At 35.5% G+C, this 12538-nt stretch carries 11 protein-coding genes and 2 pseudogenes; 5 read left to right on the forward strand and 8 right to left on the reverse strand.

The features are described 5' to 3' along the window. Positions 1-176: 176 nt before the first annotated feature. On the reverse strand, positions 177-1334 hold the full coding sequence (locus NSQ40_RS15175) for a serine hydrolase domain-containing protein (protein WP_098101472.1): 1158 nt from the start codon (positions 1332-1334) through the stop codon (positions 177-179). A 96-nt stretch (positions 1335-1430) separates the two neighbouring features. Further along, positions 1431-1556, reverse strand: a pseudogene (locus NSQ40_RS29475) (ABC transporter ATP-binding protein); the annotation flags it as partial. Positions 1557-2276: 720 nt separating this feature from the next. Between NSQ40_RS29475 and NSQ40_RS15180 the strand changes: the two are divergent. Continuing rightward, the gene (locus tag NSQ40_RS15180) at positions 2277-2768 is read left to right on the forward strand and encodes a DinB family protein (RefSeq protein ID WP_003198536.1); all 492 of its coding nucleotides are present in this window, start codon (positions 2277-2279) and stop codon (positions 2766-2768) included. 173 nt (positions 2769-2941) lie between these two features. On the opposite strand, the pseudogene NSQ40_RS15185 reads toward NSQ40_RS15180, so the two are convergent. Then, a pseudogene (locus tag NSQ40_RS15185) lies at positions 2942-3464 on the reverse strand (transposase); the annotation flags it as partial. Positions 3465-3683: 219 nt separating this feature from the next. After that, a complete protein-coding gene (locus NSQ40_RS15190; RefSeq protein WP_018783118.1) occupies positions 3684-4316 on the reverse strand; it encodes a type 1 glutamine amidotransferase family protein in 633 nt (210 codons plus the stop codon). A 327-nt stretch (positions 4317-4643) separates the two neighbouring features. Between NSQ40_RS15190 and NSQ40_RS15195 the strand changes: the two genes are divergently transcribed. The 3 genes from NSQ40_RS15195 (at position 4644) to NSQ40_RS15205 (ending at position 6646) form a co-directional block, all read left to right on the forward strand. Then, complete coding sequence (locus tag NSQ40_RS15195; protein ID WP_098101471.1) at positions 4644-4949, forward strand: hypothetical protein; 306 nt, start codon at positions 4644-4646, stop codon at positions 4947-4949. Positions 4950-5098: 149 nt separating this feature from the next. Further along, positions 5099-5215 carry a YjcZ family sporulation protein gene (locus NSQ40_RS15200; RefSeq protein WP_003209912.1) on the forward strand — a complete coding sequence of 39 codons (117 nt, stop codon included), beginning with the start codon at positions 5099-5101 and terminating at the stop codon, positions 5213-5215. A gap of 321 nt (positions 5216-5536) precedes the next feature. Continuing rightward, entirely contained in the window at positions 5537-6646 is a 1110-nt protein-coding gene (locus NSQ40_RS15205) for a lactonase family protein (protein WP_018766838.1), read from the forward strand. Positions 6647-7471: 825 nt separating this feature from the next. Here NSQ40_RS15205 and NSQ40_RS15210 read toward each other — a convergent pair. Continuing rightward, positions 7472-8470, reverse strand: a complete 999-nt coding sequence (locus tag NSQ40_RS15210; protein ID WP_033796760.1) for an HAAS signaling domain-containing protein — start codon at positions 8468-8470, stop codon at positions 7472-7474. Further along, positions 8457-8804, reverse strand: a complete 348-nt coding sequence (locus NSQ40_RS15215; RefSeq protein ID WP_003198521.1) for a PadR family transcriptional regulator — start codon at positions 8802-8804, stop codon at positions 8457-8459. The genes NSQ40_RS15210 and NSQ40_RS15215 overlap by 14 nt, the downstream gene beginning before the upstream one ends. 521 nt (positions 8805-9325) lie before the next feature. Between NSQ40_RS15215 and NSQ40_RS15220 the strand changes: the two genes are divergently transcribed. Then, complete coding sequence (locus NSQ40_RS15220) at positions 9326-10090, forward strand: class I SAM-dependent methyltransferase (protein WP_003198519.1); 765 nt, start codon at positions 9326-9328, stop codon at positions 10088-10090. A 59-nt stretch (positions 10091-10149) separates the two neighbouring features. On the opposite strand, the gene NSQ40_RS15225 is transcribed toward NSQ40_RS15220, so the two are convergent. Together NSQ40_RS15225 and NSQ40_RS15230 are read right to left on the reverse strand one after the other, a co-directional pair. Then, positions 10150-10287 (reverse strand): hypothetical protein, encoded by a 138-nt coding sequence (locus NSQ40_RS15225; RefSeq protein WP_003198518.1) that lies wholly within the window; start codon positions 10285-10287, stop codon positions 10150-10152. Between the two features lie 63 nt (positions 10288-10350). Further along, positions 10351-12513 (reverse strand): peptidoglycan D,D-transpeptidase FtsI family protein, encoded by a 2163-nt coding sequence (locus tag NSQ40_RS15230; RefSeq protein WP_098101196.1) that lies wholly within the window; start codon positions 12511-12513, stop codon positions 10351-10353. Positions 12514-12538: the final 25 nt, after the last annotated feature.

A 12538-nucleotide genomic window follows, 5' to 3' on the forward strand; every position in this document is an offset into this window, starting at 1 on the left:
GTATTTTTTCATTTTAGGGAGCTTTTTGTTTTATTAGCTTAATAGCGTCGGATTGCCGCTGGAATTCCAAAAACCCCAAAAATTATTTTTTAGAGTAAGTTGGGGGTTTTTGAACCAGAAAGGTATATTTTCAACTATAAAAAATATGACAAAATTTATCCTGTTTTCCTTTTTGCCTACTTGCTAAATTCAGCAAGTAAAATATTTTTAAAGTTAGCTTTACCCATACTGTTCAAATTGACGGCCAACGTATGCTTGCCTCCAAGTGTACCCCCAACAAGAGTAACAAACCCTGGAATGCTACCTGTGTGTCCCCATATCGAGACACCGTTTGGAAGCTTAGTTTCATAGATTCCAAGACCATATCCGCTGATTTCAGCACTTCCTGTAGGAACTGTAGTAAGCATTTGTTTTAATTGCTGTTCCTTCAGTAATTTGCCACTGAGTAAGTAAGAGAAGAATTTGTTTAAGTCGTCAGCAGTAGAAATCATATCTCCAGCCGAGCTAGCTATACTTGGGTTATAATAAGTAACGTCTTTTAGCTCACTTGCTCCGTCTGGTTGGACATATCCACGGGCATGGTTGGTGCCTGGAATAACGCTTGAATTGCCAGGTAGGAATGTATTCGACAATTCAAGCGGTTCAATAATCCGATTTTCAATCTCTTCCGCATAGCTGTTCCCGGTTACTTTTTCAATAAGGATACCCAGTAATACGTATCCTGTGTCTGAATAAGACCAGCCCTTTCCTGGGGCAAAGTCTGGAGGCAGAGAAAGCCCAATCTTTACTAATTCTTCAGCCGTATATGTTTTTTTGGTATTCATCATATCAGCGTCTTTTGACCTTAAGTATTCAGCGATACCACTTGTATGGTTCAATATCTGCCGGATAGTAATCTGGTTACCATCATATCCGTTTCCTTGAATGACACCAGGCAACCATTTTTCGATGGAGTCGTCTAGATTCAGGCGGTTCTCTCCAGCTAATTGAAGTACAACTGTTGCGGTGAACGTCTTCGTCACGCTGCCAATGCGAAAGCGAAAATCTGTTTTCATTGGTTTCTTGGTTCTCAGATCCGCTATCCCAGCGGCATAACTCCACGTTTTTCCACCCTCGGAAGTTTTAGCAAGTATCCCCGGGAATCCAAGTTGCAATGTATCCCGCATTACTTGTTTGACGGAATTACGATCTCGTTGAGTGCTTGTTTGTAACGAACTAGATACATTTTGAGTGGACTCTGCTTTTACAATTGAGGTTGGTGTTGTGTATAACAGGGAACTTCCAGCTATTAAAAGGGCCAGACTTGCAAATGTAATTTGGCTACGTGTTTTCATAAGGTATTCCTCTCCTCTATTCATATTGGATAGGTGGTTGCTTGCTGTTTCATACTAACCACACAGCTATCATCTCTACCAATGACAAAAGGTCAACATTAAATTTGTAATCATCTTCATAATGATTATTTTTACAAACGCTATTCTGTCCTAACAAACGGTAAATCCCTCTTTTTTCACATGTATGTTAACCCCAGAAATTACTTCTTTTCCTTGAAACACTCTTGTTAACTGGTTTGTTTTTCATATATAAGTCATATCTGTTCCGCCTTTCATGCTTCTTTATATTTTGATCATACACAATGAAAATCTCTTTTTCCTTACCTATTCCTTACAAATCCCTTACGTTCAAAATAGCTTCTATAATAGGGTAGAAGAAGTATCTGTGCCTGAAAGTTCAAAGTATTTTCCAATAAATATATGAATCAAAAAGAAACACAGAAGTTTTTCACTTCTATGTTTCTTTTTTTCGTCCTTTAAATATTAAAGATTTGGTTTACTCTTAACAGGGTGAATTCCGGCTCTTTTCTAATGTAATTTTTCTTCTTGCGATACAACACAAATGACATTGTGCTGCATGAAACACTCCTAACGTTGTTAAAATCACTTGTTTCTAAGTGGAAATTTATTTTAACCTAGGGGTGTACTCCATATTCATCAGCTTAAGAAAAATAAACGCCCTCAAAACGAAAAAATGAGCTGACTTCTCAAAGTAACTACCTGTAGAAAAAGAAAATGTTCATTTAGAGGGTATATTAAAACCTTAGCTTGATAGCGATATGGTAGGACCCCCTTATGAAAAAATAATGAAGGGATTAACTTAATATAAGAGAATTAATAGAACTAGGTAGTCGATTTATTACATTTGAGGCCTGAGTTTTACCACTACTTTGGTTTTTAACTTGAATAAATCAGAAAAAAATTATTAGGAGTGTGGAGAGCATGTTTCATGCAAAAGACGTCTTATCCGATCAATTATTAGCTAATGCTAATGATCCTAGCTGGTACCTTCCATTTTCTGACTCGGTCGAAAATTTGTCAGAGGAAGAAGCGTTTTGGAAGCCTAACGAAAATTGTAATAGTATTGCTGAAATTGTGCAGCACCTACTTTATTGGAATGAAACATGGCAAACTAGGTACCAAAAATCTCATGTTAATGCTGTACCTTCCATAGGTGATAATAATAAAAGTTTTATAATTCCCGAAAATAAAAGTTTTAGTGACTTAAAAGAACAACTTTTAGAGGTGTTGTTACAATGGCAAGATTTATTAACGGAAGAAAAAGTTGAGAGTGCAGTAAATGGCTTCCCTGCACATGCGAAGTGGTGGGAGATACTTGGAAATGTATCTACTCATAACGCATATCACATTGGTCAAATCATCTTTATTCGAAAACTGCAAAATAGCTGGAAAGTGAATGTTGTTAAAGTGTAGTCATTTAAACATGTAGTTAATATTCATTTATTCAATTATACCAGCTAATATAAGTCAATACTTTTGGCTTAATATTGATTCATAAGTAATGGTACAATAAAAAAAGGTATGACAAAGAGACTTCAAAACAACAATTTGAAGTTTTTTTAATTAATGTAATTATTAGTTATTTGTTATGCTATGAAATTCTCTTTATGATTGAGAATGGCATAAATCCAATGTAATAGCTTGTTGGCGCAGGCTATTATCGCTAGTTTGTGAGGTTTTCCCTCACTTCTTTTTTTGTCGTAAAACTCTCTGAGTTTGGTGTTTCGACTATTCGTTAATCCACACTGAACGGCTGTATATAAAGCTTGTCGTAGCTTGGAAGAGCTTGGAAGAGCCTCTTTTCGTGATGCAGTTTATGGTAGCTGTAAACTTACCTGATTGATAGATCCTGGGGTCAATTCCTGCATAGGCCACTAGCTTTTTAGGGTGACTAAACTGCTTGATCTCCCCGATTTCGGAGATGAGCGTAGCCGCAATCTTACATCCTACTCCCGGTATAGAACGGAGAATCTCATACTCTTCAAACTGCATGGCTAATTCATCAATCTCTTGCTCTAGGATGGATAGAAACTCTTTTTGTTGAAGAAGCATTTGGATGTACATCTTTAAGGTCACTAAATGGCTCTGATATAGGGTTTTCTTAAATGGGGTATCGTCAGGAAAATGCAGATTTACAACGTTAAGGAAATTTCAATATTAAAAAGAGATTGAGTTACCAGTTCTATTTATAACAACTTCAGGAGTGCTTTGTAATTTTTTTACTTCTATAAAGATTTTTAAGTTATACACAAAAACCATGCTTTGACATCGTCTAAAGCATGGTTTTTATTTGAACTAATATAAAACTGCTAAGTTGATTTTTTTAGCTCATCTATTTATTGAATTCATTAACTGGAAGAAGTATTCAGGGTTATGAGTCTTATTTAAGTTATACCATGCATGTAATGTATCAGGTGCAAATACATCTAATTTTTTCAGTACTTCCATCGTAAATTCCAGAGGTGCTACTCCTGATGCAGTAACCAAATTCTCACCAGATACCGCAGGTCTCATCTCATAAAATTTTTCTCCTTTATAATTAGGACAGACCATTTTAATATACTCTAAGTCATTGCTTGTGTGCTTTCTAAAATCTAAGTATCCCATATTCGCGAGGGCCTCAGTTGCACCACAAATTGCAGCAACAATAGTGCCAATCTTTAAGGCTTCATCAATTTTTTTTAAGATAGGTTGATGAATATCTTCTCTCCAAGTATTCCCTCCAGGTAAGACTAAAAGGTCTTTACTCTCAAGAGTACATTCATCAAGGGAAATATCTGGTTGTATGCTCAGCCCTCCCATCGTAGTAATACCTTCTTTATTCGTTCCTACTGTAACTACTTTTAAAGGTGCTACATCTTTTTTGAAATATCTTCCCGAGTTTAATTCAGCAATTAAATACCCATATTCCCAGTCTGACATTGTATTAAATACATAAAGATAAACCTTTTTTGTTTGCATCCAATAACACTCCTATCACTATTGATATAGCCTATTATAATATAACTTCCCTGACAGATAACGTCAGGGGAGTATATTACTTGATGAAATTTTATTAATTCCGATAGTTTTAATAAAGACTTATTGCACCATATGTCACCTCTAGGTTGGGAACATATTAATTTACTAGGAGAATACCATTTTAATTCGGAGAAAGTGGTCTCGTTAGATTCTTTAAGACCATTGAAACTTTCTTAACGTTGTTAAAAATGGGGGAATCGTCTTGAAAATGGGCTTAGCGTTGTAAATCCACATTTTCCTGACGCTACCCCATTTAGGAGTGAAATCATGGGTATTTTTGGTGCGAAAAATCCAAAAGCAATAACTGATAACAAATTCACATGGAAAAATAACGTAATTGAGATTACAGAGGATGGATATTTACTTACATCTGGAATCATTGGGATTGTTGGGATTGTTCGTATCCCAGTTCGCCATATCGAAACAGTTACATACACAATGAATCCATTAAAACCATCTATAGACATAGATATAAATTTAATCGGTAAAGGTGTAGTCTTTGGTAAGATCATCGTGGGAATGGATTTGACAGATGAAGTCCAAGATTGGCTACTAGAAAGAATTGAAGAATAATACACGTATCTTGGCTGAACCACGTAAGGGTGTCTTTCTTTATTTCTTAAAGGACCTGCTCATATATTGTTTAAAAACATAAAGTAATGTGTATCCGTTAAAACACATGTGCATCCCAGTTGGCCCCTCTTACTCAAGGAGGAAATATTATGAGCTTTGGTGGTAGTTGTGGTGGTTTTGGTGGCGGATTCGCTTTACTAATTGTGCTGTTCATTCTATTAATCATTATTGGATGCAGCTGTTCAGGTGGCGGATTCGGTTGCTAGTTAAGATCAGGCACTCATTAGAGTGTCTTTTCTTTATGGGGTACAGTCAGGAAAATGCGGATTTACAACGATAAGCCTATCCCTCGATATAAATCTACTGTTTTAACAACGTTAAGATATTTGGGACAAGTTATATGAGACATTACGAAGCCTTTGTTCTCAAGAGTGAAGGTTTCCACTTAAACTAACAGGGCAGGTTAGTGGGATAATTGGATGATAGTCCACATCTGTTTGTAAACGAATTTACATCCATTCGGGGAATTTTGGGAATTTAAAAGGCAAAAGAACCATATAAAATTATGAAAGGAGGATAGTCATAAAATGCAAATAATGAACAATTATCTTCGTGCACGTACGAGTATGGTGTACATGATGACCAATAATGAAGTAATGAATCAAATCATTGCCTTTTACATGGATATGAATGGAATGCTTACCTTTGTTGGTTCCTACCCAACTTATGGAAGAGGTACTGGTACAAAGGAAGTTTCCACTGCAACAGCAAACGATGGCATTGACCCCTTAGCATCACAAGGCGCCCTAACTTTGTCCCGTGATGGACGTTTCCTACTTGCAGTTAATGCAGGCAGCCATAGTATCAGTAGTTTTATCATAACTGATAGCGGAGCACCCGTTCTTGTGGATGTAAAGCCATCAGGAGGTGCTCAGCCCAATAGCGTTGATGTGTTTGGTAATCTTCTCTATGTCTCCAATGTAGGTCATGCTGCAAACAATTTCGCATCAAATATCACTGGTTTTCACATAGATGATAACGGAAGCCTTACTCCTATTTCCGGATCCACCCATTCTCTCAGTACCTTCAATGCTCAGCCGGCGCAGGTTCTCTTCACTCCGGATGGCAGTAAAATCGTTGTCTCCGAGCTTACATCAAACCATCTCAGTGTATTCCATGTAAATAAAAATGGTACGGTTACAGGACCAATCGTTAATGATTCTTACGGTCAAGGACCATTGGGCGCTTATTTTCTATCGTCTGGAATCCTCTTAGTTACAGAAGCAATTTCAAATGCGCTGTCATCTTATTCATTGAGCAACGACGGTATCATTCATGTGATCAGCGGGTCTGTACCAAACGGATATAAAACTGCTTGTTGGGTTGTAACAACGAGGGATGAACGTTTTGCCTACACTACCAACACCTTAAGCGGCACCATCTCCACCTACCGAATCGATCACAATGGAGCACTGTCGGTGGTAAGGGATATTACCAGTACACCGCCAGGTACAGCACCAGGTCTTCCGATGGATGTTGGAGTGAGTAAAGATGGACGGCATTTTTACACCCTTAACGGAAATCAGGGTACAGTGTCAGTATTTAATATCCAAGATGATGGTAGTCTAGTAAGATTGCAGGTTGCTGGCTGGACTAACTTTCCTTACTTTGGATCGCAAGGTTTAGCTGTTCTTTAATTCTATTGGATTCACCATACTGTGTAGAATAGAAAAATACAGGGGTTACTAAATACAAGGCTGCCGACATACTGGTGGCTTTTGTTATGAGACAACATAATTGCCAGCAAGATTGTGAAGAAATGTACTTAAATAAACGGGTGGTTTAATAAAAAAATAAATCCCAATTTTACATTTGTATTTCATAGATAAAATTAGGATTTTTATGCTTGGTATTTTAGCTTTCATTATTCTTTTAATGACATCACTTTATATAGTTATAATAATGAGAATCAAAAAATATACTTACGTTTTGCAAATAATAAAACATTGATACGAAAATCGATATTTCCAGGCTTTATTTTCTTTGTTTTATATACTTTATTAACACATTTATCTGGAGAAACAATTACCATGAGAGACCTTACTGGGAACAGTATAGGCAGCGTTTTTTTGGTCTATGCATGTATGGATATAGTAAATATAATAGTAAAAAAGCGGCAGAAGATGAACTATAATATTAATTCAAAACACCCTTCATTAGTCATTAATGAAAGGTGTGTTTTTATTTAAATTGTCTTTATTGATGTAGTGATTAATCCTATTGCATTTTTTCTTTAATAATTGGTACCTGCTACATAATCATTAGGTTAAACTTTTATAATGCCCCCAAAACGAAATTTTGTGTCTTTTTTAGCAACGAAGTTCATTTTTATCGTTTTTGGGGCAACCCGCTCTATTAGGTTGATGGGCATGGGGTACAGTTCACCTGTACGCTAAGAATCCGACTTTTTTAAGGGATGGCTTGTTAAACTAAACCCCATTATTGTAATAGACGAATGCTGATTAATGAATTTTAGCCTTGCGGATACCATCAAATACACTGATTGCCGCAGATAACATAAAGAAGAAAATTGCACCGCCAACTATCCGCGATTCAAGTTGTTTAGTAGTAATAGTGAATAAATCAGCTGTATACGTAATAAAATCTTGGTTCATTACATTTGGATTCGTTACTATCACAATGAATACAATGGTTCCAATAAGCTGGAAAGCTGTATTAAATATTGCTATTCCTTTTGTCCATTGTCCCTTAATTAATTTATAAATAGATAATACTATTTCTAAACCGATTACAACAAGAACGATTGGCCAATACTGAAGCAATACATCCTGATTAAGAGCTGGAGCCGCAAAATCAAGTCCGTGTGTACTACTTCGATATATACCTACAAGATGATTTGCGTAAAAATAAACTGTTGCCCAAATAGCAGTCCATAATAAACTTCCAAATACTTCGAATTTCGTGATGACTTTTTTCTTAGGAATATAAGGTGTGTTTTTTAAATCATCAGCTGTCCATTTGGTAAACTTTGTTGTGAATGGGTGACTTCCTTTCGAATGATTTACTCGTTCAATAAGCGCGAAAACAAGTGTCAGCCAGAAAAAGACGTGCATACCTACTTCAACGATTCTCCCTATACAAAAACCAATAATATCAAAACCCACATTAATTACTGCTTCTTCGCCATGATACCCTATAAAATATTCGGGAATGATCAAGATTAGAGAAATAATAGCAGCAATCGGTAAAATCATTTTTAATAACGTAACATATGTCTCAAAATAGTGAGGACCAATAAGATGCATTGGTTGATCGCGGTATTTACTAGCTAATATAGCGGGATTCCCTAATGTTTCAAGGACCCCTTTTATATTTTTTTCACTGTAATCATCAAGTAACATATCCTCAATGGTTGATCTTAACTCGAGAGCAATATCTTCACGATTTTTTTCAGGCAGTCTTCGAGTCACTTCTTGTATATAAATCTCAATTAGATTCATCATCTTTCTCCCCTTTTAACACTTCTAAGAGTTTTTTAGAATTGTCCATCCATTCCCTTTTTAACTGTAAAAAAATCTCCAAACCATATTCGCTTAGAACATAGTACTTACGCGGTCTACTCTCAGATGTATCCCAACTACTTGTTACTAACTCTTGTTTTTCTAAGCGGCGTAGCAATGGATATAAAGTACTTTGATCAATGTTAATACCTGACTGTTCCAACAATTGAACAAGTGAATATCCGTACTGGGGCTTTTGTAATTGACTTAAAACAGCTAACGTTAAAGTTCCTCTCCTAAGCTCTGTCGTTAATGAATTCAATAAAGTATTCATTCATCCACCTCTTTTCTTGGTGTATGTTATACGGTATATGTTTTATACTATGCGTCATACACCATTATTGTTCCAACATCAATGTAAAAAAATAATTCGGTAAGAAACACATAAAAATACAATATTTTTCGAATTATATTTAGGCTAAAATAAAAAGAATCCACAAATTAGGTAGTCTAAAACGTGGATTCCTTTATTGGTGTTGGCTTAAGTATATTTCTTCGCAATCTCTTCTCTATCCTAACATATATATCCAATCTAGTTTCCTTAAAAAGTACCGAAAACGACCGTTTATGGGACCTTATTTATTACCACTGTACAGCTACATCTATTTTATTTTTTACTTTTAGAAGGTATTATACTCATAAATCTAGAAGGTAAAACAACATACTTTTGCCAGGAGTGATTTCATATGAAAATACTAGAACATGAAACGTAACAACCGTATATTGTAATTAGAGGTCCTCCTCCTGTTTATTATATTCACCCTATTTTGAATATAATAAACAGGAGGATTTAACATGAAGAATGATAAATTATTTTTCACCTTATTAGAAAATGCAAACGCAAGCTTTACTGGATGGGATTTTTCCTTTATTACAGAAACTGATCGTATGAAGAGTCAATTACTTTCTTGGTCCTACGGTAGCATGGCCTTTTCCCTTATTCAAAACACGAATTCTATGCTTGATATGGGAACAGGTGGTGGAGAATTCTTATCCATGTTAAGACCATTCCCTCCTTCTATTTATGCGACTGAAGGGTATTCTCCAAATATCCCATTAGCAAAAAAGAATTTAGAACCTTTAGGTGTAAAGGTTGTAGAAGTAACCAATGATGAGACTTTACCATTTGATGATGGACAATTCGATTTGATTTTAAATCAACACGAATCCTACTCTGTTTCCGAAGTAAAAAGGATCCTTTCTCCAAATGGCATCTTTCTTACGCAGCAAGTAGGTGGCTTAGATTGTGCGGAAATCAATGAAGCACTAGGGGCACCACTCAATTCTGAATTTACAAATTGGAATTTAGAAACTGCTCTAAGTGAACTCGAGCAACATGGTTTTAAAGTTTTAACATATAAAGAAGAGTTTCCCGTTCAAAGGTTTTATGATATCAGTGCTCTCGTCTATTATTTACAAGCAATTCCTTGGCAAGTGCCTGATTTTAAAACTGAAACATATGTAAATGAATTGTACAAAATACATCAACTTATCCTACAAAAAGGGTATTTTGATGTGAAACAACACCGTTTTTTTATTAAAACGATAAGAATATCATAATAAAAGAGTCCTAACAGGTATGCTCCATTACCTTTTAGGACTCTTTTTCGGATGAATTGTTATTCTAAAATCTTAGCTTTAGAAAAAGGATAATACACAAATTCTACTTTACACAATGTAAAAGACTGAATCATAACAATTATAACGAATACAAGCAAAATAAGTTTGTCCCACTCTTTTCTAGTAATCTGCTCCATGACTTTCCTTCATCCCCTAAAATGCCTCACTGTCCTGTTATTCTATGTAAATGTAAAAATCTTTTATTGCTGTTTATTCGGCTGTTCCATAGGCACTGGATTTCCACCCACTCTTTTCACTTTCAAATCAAAATATGCGTCTAAAATTTCTCTTCCAATTTTAGAATTAATCCCTGATTTATCATCGTTTACCCATGGTACAACAACAGAAAATGCCACTTCTGGATCAGAGTCATAAGGTGCGTAACCAGCTAAGGTTAAATTATAACACTTTTTTCTATCTCCATTTTCATCCTTACCTATATTACTATCACCACCATACACTGTTTCTGCTGTTCCTGTTTTTCCAGCAGGCTTATACGGTAGATTTTGAAAGTGTGCTACACCGGTTCCATCGCCTTCTTGAAACACTTTCTTAAATCCTTCTTTCACTTGATTAATATAGGATATGTCCATATCTACACGATTTAAAATGACCGGTTCCATTGATTGAACTATCTTGCCTATATCCTCAGCTTTATTCGGTTGCTCTCTAATTTCTTGTACAATTTGTGGTTTCATACGATAACCACCATTCGCAATCGTCGAAATATATTGCGCAAGCTGAAGCGGTGTATACGTATCATATTGACCGATTGAATAATCAAGTAAGAATCCTGGTGTATTATCTTTTCTTCCACGTTGTCCCGCAGTCTCATTGGGTAAATCAATCCCCGTTGGAACGCCTAAACCAAATTGCCCAAAATGATAACGCATTTTATTAAAAACTTCTTGTTTCACATTTAACGGACTATTCGGTACGTAATCAATCCCCGCAATCTTTAAAGCTGTGTTAAACATATATACGTTAGAAGATACTTGTAAAGCTCTGACATCATCAATATCACCAAAATCTTTCCATGATTTCTTTGCTTTTGTTGTCCCTTTAAATGTCATCGGTGCATCGTAAAAATGAGTAAATGGTTTGATCGCACCCGTTTGATAACCTGTTAGTAGCGTAGCTCCCTTGACTGTTGAACCTAATTCATATGAACTTGTCATTGTACCAAGGGCATAATCCTCTACTTGAATATTTCCATCTTTATTTACTAGTTTTTTTCCTGAAATTGACAAAAGTTGTCCGTTTTTAGGATTCATCATTACCACAAAGGCACGATCCAACATTGGTTCTACAGCTTTGAACGCCATTAAGTTTTTTTCAATGCTTTCCTCAACTTTCTTTTGCAATTCCATATCAATTGTTAGCATTAAATTATTGCCACTTCTCCCTTTCGTAATTTGTTCAGTACGAAGTATTTTCCCTTCTTTATCTGTAATATTTTTCGATTGCGCTTTCATACCATGTAGGGCGTCTTCGTATTGCTTTTCAATATAACTCTTTCCAACCCGATCATTGCGGTTATAATCACGAACTAAATAATAATCTAATTGCTCTTTCGGTAGTCCTTCATCAGCACTTGAAACGTTTCCAAGTACTGAACGAAGTATTTTATCATATGGATACTCACGTTCCCAATCTACGGTCGTATCCACACCTGGAAGATTTGCTAAATTTTCACTAATTACTGCATATTCTTCTGGTTTTACATCTTTTTTTATTATTTTAGGAGTCATATTATATCCTGCATTCATTTTACTTTTAATAGCTAATACTTCTATATCTTGTGGGGTAAGTTCATTCAACTCTTCCGCTGTAATTCGCTCACGTCTAATTTCTTCCACCTTTTTATCTAATTCTTTCCCCTCTATTTTTTTTGCTCTTAATTTATTTTCATCCTCCTTTGTAACCTTTTCTGCTGCACGTTTCTTATGTAATTGCATCCAAAAATCTTTCTTATCTACCTCAGTTAACTTATTTATAGCCTCCTGCGGCATTTCAATCATCTTCGCAAGTTGTCTTGCCGTATTTAAAATCTCTTCTGAATTAACACCTTTCATTTTTGTATATGTAATTGTCCGTAATGGTTTATTATCAACAATCGAGTGGCCTTCTCGATCAAAAATTTTCCCACGTGGAACGGGAGTACTAACCGTTAAATCTCCCTTTTTTTCCACCTCATTTTTATAAGTCTCACCATCAATAATTTGAACCTTACCTAATTGAACAATAACAGTTGAAAACATAAGAAATACAAAGAAAAACAACACATTTAATCGGAAAGGAATATGGGTTTTCTTTTTCCGTTTCTTTTTCTGTTCTTTCTTTTTCTGTTCTTTCTTTTTCATTATGCTCTCCTCTTTCTATGGTCTA

It is taken from the genome of Bacillus sp. FSL K6-6038, assembly GCF_038050455.1.
GTDB lineage: Bacteria > Bacillota > Bacilli > Bacillales > Bacillaceae_G > Bacillus_A > Bacillus_A pseudomycoides.